Consider the following 19,006-nt stretch of genomic DNA (forward strand, 5'->3'; position numbering starts at 1 on the left):
GGTCAGCCGGTCATACTTCCGGATTCTCCGGATACTTCTGGTAGTAGAAGATCGTCGTCTCGGGGGCGTCGCGGCAGTTCGAGCGGATCGAGTAGAGATCGCGCGGCAGCTTGAGATCTCCCTCCCACTGCCCCGAGGGAAGACGCCAGAACAGCACGCTCTGGGCGTCTTTCCCCCGCCATTTTCCCGAGAACATCTGCCGCAGCGGCTTGCCGTCCTTGTCCGTGGCCGGATCGGTTCCGACATCCAGATCGACGACGAACTCCTGTCCCATCGCATTCCAGCGAATTTCCACGACTTCGTGCGGCTTGCCGTCCGCCGCCGTTTCGGTTCGCCGATTCTCCGTGACGTGCACGACCTCGGTCTTCTCGGCGACTTGAGCGAACCACTTCGTCTCGCGCTCGCAGTCGGCCTTGGGAATATCCGAAGCCGCGAGAACGGGCGGCGCAGCCAGAATCGATCCTGCGATCAGCAACAAACTGCCCAGGCGCATCATCGGCCTCCTTTTCCGCACGTCACGGAGTCCTTCGCCGACCCGTTCTCCCGATGCCTGCGGTCAGTTGCCGCAGGCAGGCGGGTAGTCGATCGGAGAGCATACCGAATAGTCGAGCAGAGCGTTCGCGTCACTCGAATTCAGCGCTCCGAACGGCGGGAACACGTCGGCCAGGTGCGAATAGCTCACCGGATTTGCCTGCCCGACCGCCAGTTTCAACGCGATCAGCGCGTCCGTCGGATTGACGGGCTGGGGGCCGCCGTCCGGACACGGCACCGGGGAGATTTTCGCATCCGCGTTCACGTCTCCACAGTATATCGGCGTGCGGCAGGCTGCGGTCGCGTTCACTCTCGAATTCATGAGATTGACTGCACAAGTGGAATATTGCGGAACGGTCGAGTCGCCTACGACCGGTGACATCAGGGTCTTTGCATCGGGACAGCCCGTCGGCGCCGAGCAGCCCGGTCCCGGAACCGGCCCGTCGTGGCATGCGCCGAACACATGGCCCAGCTCATGAGCGAGTCGCGCGAAACGCGCATAGGCCGAGCCGGTGGTCTCGATGACCGCGGCCGAATTCGCCGAGCAGAGGCCTCCGGTTCGCGCGATTCCGGCGATCCTTCCGGATTCGGGCGGCGACTTGTGAAGCCCGGTTCGCGACACCAGAAGCGTCGCGATCCTGTCGCTGCCGTAGAACTGGCCGCCGAGGCACGACGATGAAGCCTTGCACGCGATCACCGACGAAAGCAGCAGCCCGCCATCGGTTTCGGTCGGGTTCGTGAATGGAGGCGACGGCAGGTTCTGGTGCAGCACGGCCCATCCGTGACTGAGCGCGACGCCATAGGACGAGACCTGCTGCTGCATCGCATTGGACGTTGCGTAGTGCATCGCAAAGATCTCATCCCCGATCACGTTGTCGTCCTGGCCGCGCGCGAGCCAGTAATCGCTGGCCGCGACGTAACGGACGTCGTACTTGACGATCTGGCCGTTGAGCACGACATGCCTCGGCGTGTCGTCTGCAGCGGATGGCGCATCCTCGTCGGCGGCGAGATCACCGCAGCCGGCGGGACGCAGAAACTCCTCGGTGTCGTCCTCGCGGAACACGTAGCTTGGGGCCTCGTCTTCGCCTTCGACGAGCTCGCGGTGTTCAGACGGATCGCTCCAGCCGGACGGTTCGAGCATGTAGGTCCCGCCTTGGAGCTCGATCCGACCGCCCCAGCCGTCGGACTCGGTCCTGTACAGCGTGACGAACGAGCTGCGGTCGCTGGTCTCGCGACCGACGTAAAACCGCGTGCCGTTGCGAACGACCGGCTGTGACTGCCACGAACCGTCGGGCAGCTGCTCGAGCACCGCGCCGTCGTCGAGCACCGGTTCGTACTCCGCCAGGCGAAGCCGCATGTCGCGGCCTTCGACCCGCACGCGCGCGTTCAGCATGCTGGTCGGCCCGAGAATTTCCTCGAGCCTCGGATCGACTCTCCGATCGACGGCATCTCCACGCGCCGCACGCAGGGCTTTCGATTGCGAAACCAGCTTCGCCCGCAGCACGTGCAGCGACGTCTGCGAGTAAGTCCGCGGCGTCGCCGAAACCGGCTGTGCATCGACCGCACGCGCGGTGGTCAATGCGATGGCAGCCAGGAATGAAGCATATTTCCGTTTGTTCATGGCCCGGATCCTCCTTGAATCGAGGACCGGGATACTGCCGTGCGAGGGCGCGCGGCAATGCACGCGATGTGATGATTGGTGTGCCGCTTGCGTCGTATCAGCGCGTCGGTCTCGACGTCATCGCGCTTTTCAATGGACTTTTTCGAAGTCGCGCAGCCGCAGAACCCAGCGCCACGGGAGCGCTTTCCATTCTGCAGTGAGCGATGCGACCTCGCTGCCGACGGTCACCTGCGTCGTCATCGTGCGCAGCGTGGCAGCCGAGAAATCGCCGTACGCGCGGACGCGGAAGACCACATATGACATGCCCTTGACGGGTTTCACCTCGACGCTGACTTTCCACAATCCTTCGCGCGAGCTCGCTTCTCCGAGAAAGCGCGCGCTCAGATCCCTGAAAGAATAGCGGCCTCCGCCGGTCGCGTTCGGATCGAGGTCGCCGACTCCGAGCGACGCGCGATAGATCGGCTGCTTCGCATTCGAGAGCTCGATCTCGAACCCGCTCGCGAGAGGATCGGGGGTTCCTTCGAGCAGGAATCGGCCATGGACCCAGAACATGTCCGGGGCATCGGGGCCGTGGAACTGGATCTCGGCAGGATCCGACCGCACCCGTTCGCAGAACTGGTCGTAGCGGCAGTCTTCGCCGCAGACCTTGCCGCGGCCGGAACCCTTGTTGCAATCGCGATCGAGGCAATCGACGGCGCCGTCGTGATCGTCGTCGAGCTGGTTGTTGCAGTCTTCATAGGTCCCGGCGCGCGCCGGAGGATCGCATTCCTCGAGACCGGTGACCTCGCGGTCGCCGCAGACGCAGCGCGAGAAATCGCTGATGCAGCCGTCGGCCGACTCGCTGCAGGTCTCGACGGAGCACACCGTTCCGTCATCGCGGCATCGCACCGGTTCGCCTTCCTGGCAGCCGGAGGACGCGTCGCAGGTCTCGCGACCGTCGCAGTATCGCCCATTGTCACACCGCGAATCCTCGACGCTGTGCATGCATTCGTCGCGCGCTTCGCTGCACCAGTCTTCGGTGCAGTCGATGCCGTCGTTGCAGGCAGGCGCGGCTGCAGTCTCGCAGCCGATCGCTGGATCGCAGGTCTCGCTGCCGGTGCAGAAAAGGCCGTCGTCGCACCTGGCCGCGCTCGGAGCATGATCGCAGGCGTTGGTCGCTTCATTGCAGCTGTCGACCGTGCACGCGACCGCGTCGCCGCAGGCTATCGCGACGCCGGCGCGGCACGCGCCGTCCGCGCAGACTTCGTTTCCGTTGCAAAACAGCCCGTCGTCACAGTCGCCGTCGGCGATGCAACCGATACAGGCATTGCCGGTTTCGTCGCAGACCGCAGCACCGGCGCAAGGGGGATTCCCGGATACGCAGCCGGCCGCCCCACAGACCTCCGCACCGTTGCAGAAGGAGCCGTCGTCGCAGGTGCCGTGCTCGGCCACGCGAACGCACCGGTCGTCCGCTTCGTCGCATGCATCCAGCGTGCATGCGACGCCGTCATTGCAGTCGCGAAGGATTCCCGCACGGCAACCGGCAGCGGGATCACACGCTTCGTCACCGTCGCAGAAAAGCCCGTCGTCGCACAGCGCGTCCGTCGGGGCGTGGTCACAGGCGTTCGCGCTTTCGTCGCAGTGGTCGATCGTGCACGCGATGCCGTCGTTGCACTGCGGCGCGGCGCCGCCGATGCATCCGTCGCTTTGGTCGCAACGCTCCGCGCCGGTGCAGAACAGGCCGTCGTCGCAGGCCGCATCGACAGGAGCATGCCCGCAGGAATCGGTGGCCTCGTCGCAGATGTCGTCGGTGCAGGCTACCCCGTCGCTGCAGTCCGGCGCCGACCCTTCGATGCAGCCGTTCGCCGCATCGCAAATCTCCAGGCCGTCGCAGGACAGATCGTCGTCGCACAGCGAATCGCGCGCGTCATGGACGCAGACGTCGTCGAGCTCGTCGCAGTCGTCGATGGTGCAGTCGACCGTATCGTCGCACGATCGGGCCTCGCTTCCGCCACAGAACCCGAGACTGTTGCAGCTTTCGCCGTCAGTACAGAACAAGCCGTCGTTGCAGGGAACGCCGCTCAGTGCCTTGTGCGAGCAGATACCCGGCACTTCACACTGGTCAGCGGTGCACGAATTGCCGTCGTCGCAATCGGCGTGTCTCGAGCACTCCGAGTACAGGATGCAGTCGTCCGGATCGGAGTTCGGCGACATCGATGGAAACGAGCAACTGTCGAGAATCCGCAGCGTGCTGCTCGTGATGCCGAAGTCGTCGAGATCGATCGCGCACAACAGCTCGCTGTCGAAAGGATATTCGTCTCCGGGTCCGTTGGACGCTGCCGGGCTGAACGGATCGGTGTCGGGATGGCGGACTTCGCACGCGGTGTTGTGCGCGCCGAAGATCTGCACGCTCGACATGCACCGGTCGGGCTTCGTGTCGATGCAACGGAAGAGGCGAACCATGCCGAGGAACGTCGGACCGCCGTCGTCGCCGCGCAGGGTCGCGCACACGGCATAGTTCACGAACGCGTCGTCATCCACGTTGAGGAGAAAGCAGATGTCGATCGTGTTGGCGCCGCCGGATTCGATCTCGTCGCTGTTCGTCAGCGCGTAAAGCTCGAACGGCGAGCCGTCGGCTTCTTCCACGCAGAACTCGGTGACGTCGCGCTGTCCGGGCCGATCGTTGGCGCCGCCGGTATCGACCTGGCAGCTTTCGGGAACGGGGTAGCCCTGCGCGCGGGCGCTGAAGACGGGGACCAACGTCGCGAGGGCCGCGACGATCGCGCAGCGTAGGACTCTGGAAACCCGACAGGCATCGGGCGCGGTTCGAGGGGATGTGAGAGTTTTCATTGGCGCTCCTTGCCTGTCCCTCCACAGACCGGATTTCCGGTTTACTTAGAATGAACTCAGCAAAGAGGATGCCACGGCGCTGCAACTGTCCGCGCGCGGGACGCTGCGCGGATTCTCATGATTGCCGCGCACTTGGAGGCGCCGGCCAACGCGGGAAAACCGCCGGAAGGTTTTCTCTGGGCGTCTCAGGCAGCTTTGGGAAGAACCGCGACGCCATGTTCCTGTTTTTGAAACCGCCGGTGCTGAGCCGGCGGCCGGGTCCCATCGAGGAAGTCGACTGCTTCTCGAGGCGGACCGGCGCGCGTCTACGATCGGAAGGGGCAAATAAAAAGCGCGCATCGACTGCTCGATGCGCGCCTGCCTGTCCCAGCGATCTCCCGCTTACGCGGTCAGTACAAGATGAGGTAGTACATCGCCAGGACTGCTGCGGCGATCGTGAAGGGTACGCCGACGACGAGCCACTCGAGTCGATGCGCAGCCTCGTCGTGGAACATGTCCGGCTGGTTCTCGTTCATTTTCGTGACGTTCATGTTGCACCTCTCTTCGCGCCCGACTTGACGCCGTTTGGCCGTACGCGTTCCAAAGCTAGGCAGCGCACGTCGGCTGTCAACCGCGAGCGTCCCTCACTTCGGTGCTGCGGTCGGGAACTGGTGAGTGCTAATTGACCAGCCTGGTCTTGAGCTCGCGCCCGCCTTTCGACCAGCTCGCTTCGAGAAACGGTACGCGCCACTCGCGATCGGCTGCGTCCTTCACGATGAAAAGAAACAACCCTGTGCGCTTGTCGCGCGATTGCTTCGTCCAGCTTACGAGGCCGCTTTCAAACGAATAGTCCGTCGCGGCGGGATCCGTGCTGAAATATTTGTACGAGATGTCGGGACCCTGAACCAGGCTCTCCGGAAGTACGCTCGTTTCCTCGGCGCTATCCGTATCGACGAAAATCGTCCGCACGGTTTTCAGCGGATACCCGGCTCCCACTGTGAGCGTCAGGTAGAGCGGGCCCGGATATGCGTCGATCGTTTTCCTCGCGTTCGCGCGTTCGGCTGCGGGAGAATCCAGGATCACGCGCACGGCGTCCGCCGACAGGCGCTGCTCGTCGGTTCGCGGATTCGAGAAGTCGCCTCTTGCTTCGAACTGCACCGTGGGAGCGCGAAAGATCTTGTCGAAGATCGGCAGGTCGGGAGCCGGAATGATCTTGGAGTCGTCGTCGAAAACCGACGTGCACCAGTCGTCCTCGCGATTGCGTTTGCAGGCCTCGTGGGCGTCCTCGAGCCGGGCGAGATAGCGCCGCAGCGTCGGCTTCATGTAGTTCGAGATGAGCTTCGCGTTGCCGTCGCTGATCAGCGGGCGAAGCTGGCTCGCCGGTTTCTCGAGATCCTCGATCAGGCTGAGCCTGGCGGACGCGCGCTTGTACTCTTCGGAGATCGCGATCAGCCGCTGATAGTCGAGCGGCTCTTCCACATACGCGGACTTGTCCCAGCCGAACTGCTCCATCGACGCCGACACGTACTCGACGGCCGCCGCGTTGCTCTCGCTGAACGACTTCAAGTACTCGGCCAGGCTCTTCTTGATCGAATCGAGCCCGGCATCGGTTGCGGCTTCGGCGATCACCACCGAATTGAGACCGCCGAGGCCGACGCCTCCGGTGCTGACGATGTCGACGCTGAGGCGTCCTTCCTTCGCGGACTTCTTCAGCTCCGAGTTGAACTGCTGCTGGACGGACGCCGAGATCGGGCCGTAAGCGGCCGATCCGCCGAGCGAGAGCTCGAGCGCGCGCTTGAGCTCGTCGGTGCGTGTGTTCAAGGTCAGGATCGCAGCAACCGAAGCACCACGGCGTTCGATGCTGACGAATTCGGTGCCACAGAACTTCGCGAAGTCGGCGGGGGAGCTCACGCGCCGTTTCGCGTCTTCGGTCAGTGAAGCCCCCGCTTTCAGACCCCAGCGTCCGAAATCCGTCGTCGCGTTGACGACGACGCGGACGCTGTGAGCATCGGTGGTTCGCGCAGTCGTCGCCTTGATGCCGCTGCTCGCCTTGGCGTCGAGGTAGGCTGCTTCGGCGCGCAATTCGTAACCGATCGACTCGTAGAGCGAGCGGTCGGACGTGACGTACGTTTGCGAGAACGTCGTCAGCGGCGGGCCCGGATCGAGACGGACAGGCACGAAGTCGATGCAGCCTTCCTTCGCCGCAAACAGGTCGTTCGGCGAGAAGCCCCTGCCCAGAGCCAGGGTCAGACGCGGGTGATACCGGTACGTGTCGGCAAATGCGTTGCCGCTGCCGGCAACCAGCACCAGGACGGCAACTGCAATTTGTGCGAGCACGAGCATCACGTTCCGGAGCGGGTCAGCCTTCCGCACCTTCGAGGCAGTGCCGGATCCAACGCGTCGTGATCTTCTCCGACAGCGAGTTCTGCCCGAGGCGGTCGCGCAGGCCCGCGAAGTCGACATGGTCGAGATCCTGGTCCTGGTTGAAGCACGAGAACACGTACGTCGTCTTGCCGGTGGCCGGATCGCGGTGCGGCTGCAGGCACTGCGCGCAGATCTCCTTCATCATGCACTGCATCGGCGAGTTGATGGAGCCGATTCCGCAGTGTCCGGGCTTGAGATACGGCGCGAGCAGCGTGTGCCGCGACTCTGCGACGGCTGCCATCATGCGATCCGATCCGATCGCGATGATGCGCGACGCATCCGCGAGCGACAGCGGCGCCGCGCCGAGCGCACCGGTCGCATACGCGTGCATCGCCTGCACGACGTTGCCGACGAACGTCTTGTCGCCGTCGCGCGTCGGCTCGAAGCCGGGCGCTTCGTCCGAGCACCAGATCACGATATCGGCTGCGTTCTCGATCTCCTCGACCTTGTAGCGGTCGATCGCCTTCTTGTAGGCAGCAAAGTAGATGACCTTCGTGCCGGCGCGGCGCAGCGCCTGGCCGATCGAGAACAGCACCGCATTGCCGAGACCGCCGCCCGCAAGGATTGCCGTCTGGCGCTCGATGATGTGTGTCGGAGCTCCCGTCGGTCCCATCAGCACCACCGGCTCGCCTTCGCGCAGCAGCGAGCACAGGCTCGATGAGCCGCCCATCTCGAGCGTGATGGTCGAAACCAGGCCCTTGTCGGGGTCGACCCACGCACCGGTGAGCGCGAGACCTTCCATCTGCAGCTTGGTGCCGCCGACTTCGGGCGCGAGCGTCTCGAAGTTCTGGAGCCGGTAGAACTGTCCCGGCTGGAATCGCCTTGCGGCAGCGGGCGCGCGCACCATCACTTCGATGATGGTCGGCGTCAGGCGGTCGACGCGCTCGACGGTCGGCCGGAACTCGTACGACATCCTCGCAAAGAACCCGCGTGCCGTTTCCGGCGAATTCGGCGGGCGCCGCGCGAGCACGCGGCTCACGACCGGATAACCCTGCTTGGCCGAGCCGAGCGCCTTGACGACGTTGCCGAAGAACGACGGATGCACGTCGCCGAAGAAGCTCACGAAACGCCCGTCGGGAAGCCGGCTGAGCAGCACGTCGGCGCGGTCCGGCTTGCTCAGCTGCATCGCAGGCTTGACGGGATTCCCGAGCTCGTCGCACGCGCGGAAGTATTTGCCGTCGAGCTGGAAGTGATCTTCGTCCTCGCGCGCGAGCACCGTGTTCGGCTGCGTGCCGGCGGCGACGAAGACCGTCCGAGCCGGGAGCCGGACTTCGCCTTCGGCCGCGACCCAGCGCCCGTCGGCGCTGTGCACCTGGCGCTTGAAGCGGATGGCTTCGACGCTGCGGTTCGCGTCGATGTCGATCGCAATCGGAGACAGGCATTCGGTAAAGATCGCGCCCTCCTCGAGCGCTTTCTCGACCTCTTCGTGATTGAGCGTGTACGACGGGCTGTCGATGAGGCGCCGGCGATACGCAATGGTCGCGCCGCCCCACGACTTGAGCAGCGCGGAAAGACGCGGCTCTTCGCCTGCAGCCTTGGCACGCGCACGCTCGGCACGGATGGCGGCGGCGTGCGCGAGGAACTCCTCGGCAACCGCGTTGTCGGACGCATCCCACCACTCGCGTACGGACGCCTCGCCGGATTTCTCGACGAGCTTCTCGTAGCGCTGCGCAAATTTTTCGACCTGCACCACGTAGTACGCAAGCGATTCGGTCGCGGTATCGATCGCGGTCAATCCGCCGCCGACCACGACGACCGGAAGCTGCATCTGCATGTTGGCGATCGATTCCGGCCTGGCCGCACCCGTAAGCTGCAGCGCCATCAGGAAGTCGGACGCGATGCGCACGCCGCGCGCGAGCCCGTTCGGGATGTCGAGCACGGTCGGCTTGCCGGCGCCGATGCAGATGGCCACGTGGTCGAAGCCGAAGCGCATCGCTTCATCGAGGGTGAGCGTGCTGCCGAAGCGCACGCCGCCGATCATCGAAAACGCCGCGCGCCGCTCGAGCAGCAGGCGGATGATCTTGAGGAAATTCTTGTCCCAGCGAACCGTGATGCCGTATTCGGCGACACCGCCGAAGCCGGCCATGACGCGGTCGCCGAGACGCTCGTACAGGCAGTCGACCTCGCGGATCGGCACGAACGGCGAGCGCGAGCCGTCGTGCCGCACGCCGCAGATCTCCTTCGGCAGCGGCTCGATCTTGAGCCCGTCGATCGCGACCACGGTGTGGCCGTCCTGCATCAGATGATGCGAGAGCCCGAAGCCGGCCGGGCCAAGGCCGACGACGAGAACCTTGCGGCCCGTCTCCTCCTTCGGAAGCGGGCGCTCGATGTTGAGCGGATTCCACTTGGTCAGCAGCGAGTAGATCTCGAAGCCCCACGGCAGCTCGAGCACGTCCTTTAACGTTCGCGTCTCGGCCTGCGGGATGTCGACCGGCTCCTGCTTCTGGTAGATGCACGACTTCATGCAGTCGTTGCAGATGCGGTGGCCGGTCGCGGCCGCCGTAGGATTGTCGACGGTGATGATCGCGAGCGCGCCGATCGCATGGCCTTCGACCTTGGCGGTGTGAAACTCGGAGATCTTCTCGCCGAGCGGACATCCGGCCAGGGTCACGCCGAATGCGGATTTCTTGTAAGCGCCGACGGCTTCTCCAGCCGCAGGCTTCTCGCGCAGCCCCTTCGAACAGGAATCCTTCTGCTGGTTGTGGCACCAGATGCAGTAGTTGGCCTGGTCGAGCGCACCCACCAGATCCGTGCCGCGATCGGTAAGATCGAAGCCTTCGCGATGGCGTTCGTACTCCGGATCGATCGAGTACGAAACCACGCCGTCTTTTTCCGCGCGCACGCCGTGGTGCATCAGGTGCATCGGATCGGTCTTCTTCGGCGTGTGGAAGAGCACGCCGTCCTTGTGGCGGGCGCGGCCGGCTTTCGAATGCAGCGCCCACGCCGCGTAGCGCGTCGCCGCATCGATGCTGCCCGCCCACGATTCGGCGCCGTTCAGCCAGTGCGTGAGTTGCCGGGCGAATGCCAGCTCGAACGCGTGCAGGTCGTCGCTGGGATCCTTCCCGACGGCCTCGCGGATCTCGACCGTGAGCGCGGCGCCGTCGAACGCCGACGCTTCCGCCGGAGAAACCTGGCTGACCGGCTTGCGCTGCACGAACTGACGCTTGATCTCGAAGAGCGGGACGAGATCGAGATGGCGCTGGCGAAGAGCAGCGAGCTCGGCCTGGATGCCGAACAGCTCGCCGACGAAGTCGTCGAGATACGGAGCCAGCGCGAGCAGCAGCGCCGATTCTTCCTTGGCCGGCAGCGAGGACGGGTTGTCGCGCGCGGCGCGCAGGCGGGCTGCGACGCCGGCGTCCGCGCTTTCGAGCCGCGTCAGGAACTCCGAATCGAGACGGACGAGTCCGCTGCGGTTGTAGAGGTCGTCAAAGGACAGGCCAAAGGCCAGGTCGAGTCTGTCGGGCATCGTCCGGAATCCTCGCCACGGCCGTGGCTGCGAGGCGGCGTGGGACCGTGCCTGTACGGCAGCTTCGCAACGTCTTCAACCAACGCTGCCGCGGCGGGACGAGCCGTCGTGCGCTGCTCAGCGCGCCGGTGTCACGATTTTTTCTTTCCGCTGGCGACGATCGCCTCGGCGATCTCGCTGCTGAGCCTTGCCAGCACGCGGCTGTGTGCGGCAGCCAGCGCGTCGTAGCCCGGCGTGCTTACGGACTCTTCGGCGACGGTGTGGCCCGAGCGCGCGACTCCGGCGACAGCCGTCGGCGTAACCGTCCACAGCGCATCCACGGTGACTGCTTTTCCGGGAATCGAGTCGAAACGCTGCACGTTGAGAATCACCCGATGCGTTGCGCGGAAGTTCGCGACCGGAGCGACCGCGACATCGTGGGTCGCCAGCAGCACCGCGAGGTTTCCTGCCACCGTACGCGCGATGCCGTCGCCGAGCGGCGCGGCCCAGCAGTTGAGCTCGTCGATCGCGATCTGATTCGGGGCGATCTGCACGACGAACTGCGGGCGGTCGACCGACGGCGGAATCTCGACGGGACCGACGAGGATCGAGTAGTGCGCGGCCGGCGCCGGTCCCGGCGTCGCGAGCGAAGCCAGCGTGTAGAACTGCGTCGTCGCCGACGAGCACCCGATCGCGGCGAATGCCAGCAGCGAATACGCCAGTTTGTTCCTGATCACTTGGAATCCTCCGTCTTGCCGCGAATGAGCGACTCGGGATGGCGTGCGAGATAGTCGGTGAGCACGCGTATCGACCGCGCCGCCTGGGCCACTTCCTGGAGCGTGTTGGTGAGGTCGGCATTGAACGCCGAATTCGGCTCGAGCATCTTGTTGGTGCTGTCGAGCGTGCCTTGCGCGCTCGACACTGCACCGCGCGCGCCGACCAGCGTCCTGTTGAGCTCGGCGACTGCTTTCTGAACGTCGCTGCCGATCGCATCGAGGGGCAGCCGGTCGACCTTGTCGATGATGCGGCCGACGCTGGCTTCCATCGCATCGAACGCGCCGGGCATCGTCGGCAGCTGCACCGGTTGCTGCGACCAGTCGAGCTTGACCGGCGGCGCGTCGGTGAACGTGTCGAACGCGATATACATCGCGCCGGTGAGCAGGCTGCCGCTTCGAAGCTGCGCCCGCACTCCATGCGAAATGAGGTTGTCCATCAGCCTCTGCCGGACGGCGGCGACGTCGGTTCCGGCCGGCAGGTCGGTGATCGCGACTCCGAGCCGCTGGACATCGAGGCGGATCGTGACCGGCACCGAGAATTCGAAAGTCTCGGCGTTCAGGCGCGCGTCGAGCGAGACGACCTCGCCGATCGGCATGCCGTGAAACTCCACCGGCGCACCGGCTGCAAGGCCGCGCACCGATTGCGTGAAGATGAGCTGATAGGTCTGCGGATCGTGAGCAGGCGGACGAAACGCGGCGGCACGATCGTCGTAGAGCGAGAAGACCGTGTCCTCTGCAGCCTCCTCGCGCACGGCCCCGTCCGCCGGGGTTTCGAAGGCGATTCCGCCGATCAACACCGAGAGCAGTGACTGGGTCTGAACCGACAGTCCGGACGCCGAAAGCGACACATCGACGCCGCTCGCGTTCCAGAAGCGGGTGTTGGCATTGACGTACTGGTCGTACGGCGCATTGACGTAGATCCGGACGATCATCGTCTGGCCGTCCTTGTCGAGCTCGTACGAAGCCACCTGCCCGACTTCGAGCCGCCGGTAGAACAGCGGGACGCCGGTATCGAGCGAGCCGAGGTCCGGAGTCTTCAGCGTGAAGAAGCGGCCCGGCACGTCGGCGTACACGACCGGCGGCGACTTGAGCGCGACGAAATGCTTCTCCTTCTTGCCTCTCTGGCTGCCGCGGCCGAAGTCGAGGGCGATGTAGGATCCGGAGATGAGCGTGCTGAGCCCGCTCACGTTGGCGCCGGAGATGCGCGGCTTCACTACCCAGAACCGCGTATCGTCGAACAGAAACTTCTCGCTGCCGGGCTCCATCTTTGCGGTGCCGCGCACCAGATGCTCGTCGCCCTCGAGAGCCACGCTGTCGAGCGTCCCGACCTCCACTCCCTTGAACTTGATCTTGGTCTTGCCGGCCTCGAGGCCGTCGCCGGTCCGGAAATCGATGGTGATCGTGGGCCCCTCGCTCATGATGCGTGTGACGGCAACCCACGCACCGAGCGCCATGGCTACGATCGGTACGATCCATACGGCCGACAGCCGCGTGCGCTTCTTCGGAACCGCGCGGGCTTCGGGCATCTCGGACGATTCGGGCAGGAAAGGATCAGCCATCAAAGACCTCGAGGGTTGGAGGAATCCCAGATCAGTCGCGGGTCGAACGATTCCACGGCCAGCATCGTCAGGACGACCACGGCCGAGAAAAAGAACACGCCGGGAGCCGGTCCCACCGACATCAGCGGCTGCAATTGCACGAGCGCCGCCGTGAACGCCGCGACGAAGACATCGACCATCGACCAGCGGCCGATCAGGTCGACGATGCGATACAGGCGCGTGCGCTGCTCGTTGTTCTCGACCGATCCTCGCCGCACGCTGATCACGAGAAAGACGAGCGCGAGGATCTTCGCGCTCGGGATCATGATGCTCGCGAACAGGACGATCAGCGACAGCGGCCAGCCGGTGGGTGACCAGAGCAGCACGACTCCCTGCAGGATGGTGTCGGTCTCGGTGCCGGTCGCCGTAGTCGTCGTCATGACCGGCAGAACATTGGCGGGGATGTAGCAGACGGCGGCAGCAATCAGGAAAGCGATGGTGCGCTGGAGGCTGTCGCGCTTGCGGAACTCGACGTGCGCGCCGCAGCGAGGACAGTGGCCTTCGGCCGCGCCGCCGGGCGCACGCGACAGCAGGCCGCAGCCTTCGCAGCTGTGCAGCCCGTGAGCCATCGCCGAAGTGCCGGCGACGTTCATGATACGACCCGGACCGCCGCAGCGGGCACGTGGTCCGGTTGCTCGCGATTCGCCCACTCGACCCGGTCCCACACGTCGCGCGAATCGAAGTTGGCCTGGATGGCGGCGAACAGCAGCACCAGAAAGCCGAGCGCGAAAAGCGCCAGTCCCGGAATCACGGTCGCGAGCTCGGCGATCTTGATCAGCGCGACCAGCACGCCGAGCAGCATGACCTCGATCATGCTCCAGGTGCGCGTGAACGGATGATGACGAAGCAGAGTGCCGACCCAGTGCGGAGGACGCGGCTTGTGGGCGGCAAGGATGATGATGAGCATCATCCCGATCTGCAGGGCCGGCGCGACGACGGCGGCGAACATCACGAGCATCGCGACGATCTTTTCGTTGTCGCGCCAGAGCTGCATCGCGCCGCCGAACACGGTCGTCGAGGCGTGGTGACCCACCGCCGACAGGCTCAGCATCGGGACAGAGTTGGCGACCACGTACGTGAGCATGGCCGCGAGCGTCAGTGCGAGGGTACGATTGAGGGAATCGTCCCGCCTGCGCCACAGCTCCCGGTCGCAGCGCGGGCAGCGCGCCGATCCGCCCGGTTCGACGTCGGGCAGGCGCTGCACGAGGTCGCATTGCAGGCAGGCGAGCAGCCTCGGATCGCGAAGGGGCTCATTGTACATGGCAGCGCATACAAGCATTCGCGCCCATTTGAGAAAACCCGCCCCCCGCCGGAGAACAGCGAACGCGAACAAGGAGCATTTATGGACCTTCTCATCGTGCGCCATGCGATTGCCGTCGAGCACACGGACTGGAAAGGACGACCGGACGGCGAGCGGCCTCTGACCGACAAAGGCCGCGACCTGATGAAGCGAAACGCGGCTGGTCTCGCGGTCGCGTTTCCAAACCTGGATCTCATCGCAACGAGCCCGCTCGTGCGTGCGGCCCAGACCGCGGCGGTGCTGAAGGGCGCCTACAAAAACGCCAGAGTGGAAGAAGTCCCGGCGCTCACGTCGGGAGCCGAGAAAGGCGAGATCGCTGCGTGGCTGAAAAAGCGGCAGCCGGTGCAGCAGGAGAGCGAACAGGCTGCGGCAGCCGCGCATCAATCCGGCCAGCGTATTGCGCTCGTCGGCCACGAACCCGACCTGGGGCAGCTGATCTCATGGTTGATCACCGGCCAGACCAGGACTCCGTTCGAGATGCGAAAAGGCGGCGCATGCCTGCTCCGGTTGACCGAGCCTCCGGGCCCGGGCAGCGCCGTGCTGCGATGGTTCCTTCCGCCGTCGCTGCTGCGAAAGCTCGGGCGCTGACGGAAAACATCGCGCCGGCGGATGCCGGCTGGATCGCACAACGTCGCTCGATCTCGCGCGGGCTGGCGCGGTGCACGAAGTCGTGCGAGCGGGTTGCTTTCTCTCGCGTCCTCGTCAGGAAATCGCGTCGAACCGACTTCCCCCAGCCTGAGGATCCGACATGAGCTCGACCGCCCAAACGAATCCGATCTCACCGAGCGAGCTCGAGCGGCTCTGCATCGACACGATCCGCACGCTCGCAATGGATGCTGTCCAGAAAGCCGACTCGGGCCACCCGGGAACGCCGATGGCGCTCGCCCCGGCGGCGTACGTGCTGTGGTCGAAGATCCTTCGCTACGATCCGAAGAATCCGCTGTGGCCGGACCGCGACCGTTTCGTACTGTCGTGCGGTCACGCGTCGATGCTGCTGTATTCGGTGCTCTATCTGACCGGTTACGAGATCTCGCTCGACGACATCAAGAGCTTCCGCCAGCTCGATTCGAAGACGCCGGGACATCCGGAACGCGGAATGACGCCCGGCGTGGAAGTCACCACCGGGCCGCTCGGCCAGGGCGTCGGCAATGCCGTCGGAATGGCGATCGCCGAACGACTGCTCGCGAAGCGCTTCAACCGCCCCGGTCATGCGATCGTCGACCATCGCACGTGGGCGTTCTGCAGCGACGGCGACCTGATGGAAGGCGTCTCGTGTGAAGCCGTCTCGCTTGCCGGACATCTGCAGCTCGGAAAGCTCGGCCTTCTCTACGACGACAACCACATCACGATCGAAGGCGACACCGCGCTCGCGTTCAACGAAGACGTCGGCAAGCGCTTCGAGGCCTGCGGCTGGCACGTCACGCACGTCGCCGATGCCAACGATACGGCAGCGCTCGAGCGCGCGTACCGGGAGTGCGAGGCCGAAACGACGCGCCCGTCGCTCATCATCTCGCGTTCGCAGATCGGATTCCCGGCGCCCAAGCTGATGGGCAAGGCCGAGGCGCATGGTGCGCCTCTCGGCAAAGACGAAGTTCGTGCGACCAAGGAAGTGCTCGGCTGGAATCCGGACGTCGACTTTGCCGTTCCGGAGCAGTCGCTCGCCGAATGGAGACGCGCGGCCGCCGAAAGCGCCGGACACAGCGCCGACTGGAAGCGACGCTTCGATGTGTATGCGCGCGAGTTTCCCGATCTTGCCCGTGAGCTCACCGACGGATTCGCGGGCGTGCTTCCCGCCGGCTGGGATGCCGCCATTCCGACGTTCAAGCCGTCCGACGCCAAGGGCGGCCAGCTCGCTACGAGGAAAGCATCGGGCAAGGTCCTCAACGCGATTGCATCGCGCTATCCCGCGCTCGCCGGCGGATCGGCCGACCTCGCGCCTTCGACCGACACGCTGCTCTCCGGCGAAACCGACTTCGACGCCGAGCACAGCGGACGCAACTTTCACTGGGGTGTGCGCGAGCATGCGATGGGTGCGGCCCTGAACGGCATGGCCGCGCACGGCGGCGTGCGGCCGTTCGGCGCGACGTTCTTCATCTTCTCCGACTACATGCGCCCGTCGGTCCGCCTGGCTTCGCTGTCGGAGCTCGGAGTGCTGTACGTCTGGACGCACGATTCGATCGGCCTCGGCGAAGACGGACCGACCCACCAGCCGATCGAGCATTTGTCGTCGTTTCGCGCGATGCCGGGCGTCGTGCTGATCCGTCCGGCCGACGCCAACGAAACCGCGCAGGCGTGGAAGACCGCCATCGAGCACAGCCACGGGCCGGTCGGCCTGGTGCTGACGAGGCAGAACCTGCCGATCCTCGATCCGGAAAAATATGGAGGCGTGATGCGCGTCGATCGCGGCGGCTACGTGCTGTCGGACGCACCGGGCGCGAAGGCGATCCTGATGGCAAGCGGCTCGGAGGTATCCGTCATCCTCGAAGCGCAGGCTCTTCTTGGCGCGCGCGGAATTGCTGCGCGCGTCGTCTCGATGCCGTCGACGTGGCTGTTCGACCAGCAGGCGCCCGAGTATCGCGAGTCGGTGCTGCCGGCGTCGATCAAGGCTCGCGTATCGGTCGAAGCCGGTTCGACGTGGGGCTGGGACCGGTACATCGGCTCCCAGGGCATCGCGATCGGCATCGACCATTTCGGCGCATCGGCACCCGGCGGCACCAACATGAAGGAAGCCGGTTTCACGCCCGAGCACGTCGCCCGGGAAGTGGAGCGACTCGTCCAGGGCAAGTGAGCCGGCCGGAACCATCGGCGGAGCGCCTGATCGTCGCATTCGGCAGCGATCACGCCGGCTTCGATCTCAAGCGCGGCCTCATGCCGCTGGCCGAAGCGCTCGGACACGAGGTCGTCGATCTCGGCAACTGCGTGCTGGACCCTCAGGACGATTATCCCGATTTTGCGCGGGCGGTCGGGATTGCCGTGGCAACCGGTGAAGCGCAGCGAGCCGTTCTCGTGTGCGGCTCCGGGGTCGGCGCATCGATTGCCGTCAACAAGGTGCCGGGGGCGCGCGGCGCCGTGTGCCACGATACGTTCTCGGCGCGCCAGGGTGTAGAAGACGACGACGCCAACGTGCTCGTGCTCGGCTCCCGCGTGATCGGCGTCGAGCTTGCACGCGAAGTCGTCCGCGCGTTTCTTGCAGCAAGGTTCTCCCATGCCGAGCGTCACGAGCGCCGGCTGGCCAAGGTTCGAAGCATCGAAGCGGAAGCGTCGAGCGGCGCACTGCCCGTTTCGGAGGTGAAGAAATGAGCGATACCAGAAACTCCCTGTTCCGTCTCAAGGACTTCGGCGTCTCGGTCTGGTGCGACGAGCTCTCGCGCGACATCATCCGCGGCGGCCGGCTGAAGCAGCTGATCGCCGAGAAGGCTGTCGTCGGCGTGACGTCCAATCCGTCGATCTTCCAGAAAGCGCTCTCGGAGGGCACGGCGTACGACGCCGACATCGCCGCGCTCGCGGCGCGCGGAAAAACCACCGAAGAGATTTTCGACGCCCTCGCCATCGACGACATCCGCGAAGCTTGCGACGTGCTTCGCCCGGTTTACGACTCGACCGGCGGCGAAGACGGCTACGTGTCGATCGAGGTCTCGCCGTCGCTCGCCGACGACACCGAGAAGACCGTATCGGAGGCAATCCGGTATCACCGCGAGATCGCGCGGCCGAACCTGATGGTGAAGATCCCCGCGACGCGCGCCGGCCTGCCTGCCATCCAGCGAATGATCGCACTCGGCAAGTCGATCAACATCACGCTGATCTTCTCGGTCGACCGCTACGCTGCTGTGGCCGAAGCCTACCTTGCCGGCCTCGAGGAGCTTGCGAAAAACGGCGGGGATCTGCGGCCGGTCGCGTCGGTTGCGTCGTTCTTCGTGTCGCGCATCGATACCGAAGCGGACAAGCGAATCGACGAGGCGCTCGCGCGCGAAACGGATCCGGATCGGAAGGAGCGGCTCGAACACCTCAAGGGAAAGATCGCGATCGCCAATGCCAAGCTCGCGTTCGCACGGTTCAAGGAAATCTTCTCGGGACCTCGCTGGGAGGCTCTTGCAATCAAGGGAGCACGCGCGCAGCGCTGCCTGTGGGCATCGACGTCGACCAAGAACAAGAACTATCCGGACATCCTCTACGTCCAGGAGCTCATCAGCGGCCCGGCCGTCAACACGCTTCCCATCAAGACGATGGAAGCGTACCTGGATCACGGCATTCCGGAGGAAACGCTTTCCCACGGCGTCGACGAAGCCCGGCACCAGATCGAAACCCTTGCGGAGTTCGGAATCGACTACCACGACATCACCGACAACTTCGCCGAGCGCGACGGCGTGCAGAAGTTCGTGGACTCGTACGTCCAGCTTCTTGCGGGGCTCGACGAGAAGGTGCGCCACAAGGCAGCTTCCTGAAGACCGCACTCGGGGTGCGATCTTTCACTCCAGCGCGCCGACTTCTTCGGCTTTGCTCCGT

At 65.1% G+C, this 19,006-nt stretch carries 14 protein-coding genes; 4 read left to right on the forward strand and 10 right to left on the reverse strand.

Going from position 1 to position 19,006, the window contains the following annotated elements:
- Positions 1-10 precede the first annotated feature (10 nt).
- The 10 genes from VN634_00965 to VN634_01010 all read right to left on the reverse strand — a co-directional run bounded on the left by VN634_00965 (position 11) and on the right by VN634_01010 (position 14,464).
- Positions 11-493 carry a hypothetical protein gene (locus tag VN634_00965; GenBank protein HXC49427.1) on the reverse strand — a complete coding sequence of 161 codons (483 nt, stop codon included), beginning with the start codon at positions 491-493 and terminating at the stop codon, positions 11-13.
- A 63-nt stretch (positions 494-556) separates the two neighbouring features.
- Positions 557-2,152 (reverse strand): M12 family metallo-peptidase, encoded by a 1,596-nt coding sequence (locus VN634_00970; GenBank protein HXC49428.1) that lies wholly within the window; start codon positions 2,150-2,152, stop codon positions 557-559.
- A 129-nt stretch (positions 2,153-2,281) separates the two neighbouring features.
- The gene (locus tag VN634_00975) at positions 2,282-4,981 is read right to left on the reverse strand and encodes a hypothetical protein (protein HXC49429.1); all 2,700 of its coding nucleotides are present in this window, start codon (positions 4,979-4,981) and stop codon (positions 2,282-2,284) included.
- 389 nt (positions 4,982-5,370) lie between these two features.
- Positions 5,371-5,511 carry a hypothetical protein gene (locus VN634_00980; protein ID HXC49430.1) on the reverse strand — a complete coding sequence of 47 codons (141 nt, stop codon included), beginning with the start codon at positions 5,509-5,511 and terminating at the stop codon, positions 5,371-5,373.
- A 127-nt stretch (positions 5,512-5,638) separates the two neighbouring features.
- The gene (locus VN634_00985) at positions 5,639-7,297 is read right to left on the reverse strand and encodes a hypothetical protein (GenBank protein HXC49431.1); all 1,659 of its coding nucleotides are present in this window, start codon (positions 7,295-7,297) and stop codon (positions 5,639-5,641) included.
- Between the two features lie 22 nt (positions 7,298-7,319).
- Entirely contained in the window at positions 7,320-10,850 is a 3,531-nt protein-coding gene (locus VN634_00990; GenBank protein HXC49432.1) for an FAD-dependent oxidoreductase, read from the reverse strand.
- 131 nt (positions 10,851-10,981) lie between these two features.
- Positions 10,982-11,566: a PqiC family protein gene (locus tag VN634_00995; GenBank protein ID HXC49433.1), complete on the reverse strand. Its 585-nt coding sequence runs from the start codon at positions 11,564-11,566 to the stop codon at positions 10,982-10,984.
- A complete protein-coding gene (locus tag VN634_01000) occupies positions 11,563-13,164 on the reverse strand; it encodes an MlaD family protein (protein ID HXC49434.1) in 1,602 nt (533 codons plus the stop codon). The genes VN634_00995 and VN634_01000 overlap by 4 nt, the downstream gene beginning before the upstream one ends.
- Positions 13,164-13,796, reverse strand: a complete 633-nt coding sequence (locus VN634_01005; protein ID HXC49435.1) for a paraquat-inducible protein A — start codon at positions 13,794-13,796, stop codon at positions 13,164-13,166. The genes VN634_01000 and VN634_01005 overlap by 1 nt, the downstream gene beginning before the upstream one ends.
- Positions 13,793-14,464 (reverse strand): paraquat-inducible protein A, encoded by a 672-nt coding sequence (locus VN634_01010; protein HXC49436.1) that lies wholly within the window; start codon positions 14,462-14,464, stop codon positions 13,793-13,795. The genes VN634_01005 and VN634_01010 overlap by 4 nt, the downstream gene beginning before the upstream one ends.
- A gap of 81 nt (positions 14,465-14,545) precedes the next feature.
- On the opposite strand from VN634_01010, the gene VN634_01015 reads away from it, so the two are divergent.
- The 4 genes from VN634_01015 to tal all read left to right on the forward strand — a co-directional run bounded on the left by VN634_01015 (position 14,546) and on the right by tal (position 18,945).
- The gene (locus VN634_01015; GenBank protein ID HXC49437.1) at positions 14,546-15,091 is read left to right on the forward strand and encodes a histidine phosphatase family protein; all 546 of its coding nucleotides are present in this window, start codon (positions 14,546-14,548) and stop codon (positions 15,089-15,091) included.
- A 160-nt stretch (positions 15,092-15,251) separates the two neighbouring features.
- The gene (tkt, locus tag VN634_01020) at positions 15,252-17,291 is read left to right on the forward strand and encodes a transketolase (GenBank protein HXC49438.1); all 2,040 of its coding nucleotides are present in this window, start codon (positions 15,252-15,254) and stop codon (positions 17,289-17,291) included.
- On the forward strand, positions 17,288-17,803 hold the full coding sequence (locus tag VN634_01025; GenBank protein ID HXC49439.1) for an RpiB/LacA/LacB family sugar-phosphate isomerase: 516 nt from the start codon (positions 17,288-17,290) through the stop codon (positions 17,801-17,803). Before tkt ends, VN634_01025 begins: the two co-directional genes overlap by 4 nt.
- On the forward strand, positions 17,800-18,945 hold the full coding sequence (gene tal, locus VN634_01030; protein ID HXC49440.1) for a transaldolase: 1,146 nt from the start codon (positions 17,800-17,802) through the stop codon (positions 18,943-18,945). Before VN634_01025 ends, tal begins: the two co-directional genes overlap by 4 nt.
- Positions 18,946-19,006 lie beyond the last annotated feature (61 nt).

Source organism: Candidatus Limnocylindrales bacterium (assembly GCA_035571835.1).
Classification (GTDB): domain Bacteria; phylum Desulfobacterota; class Binatia; order UBA1149; family CAITLU01; genus DATNBU01.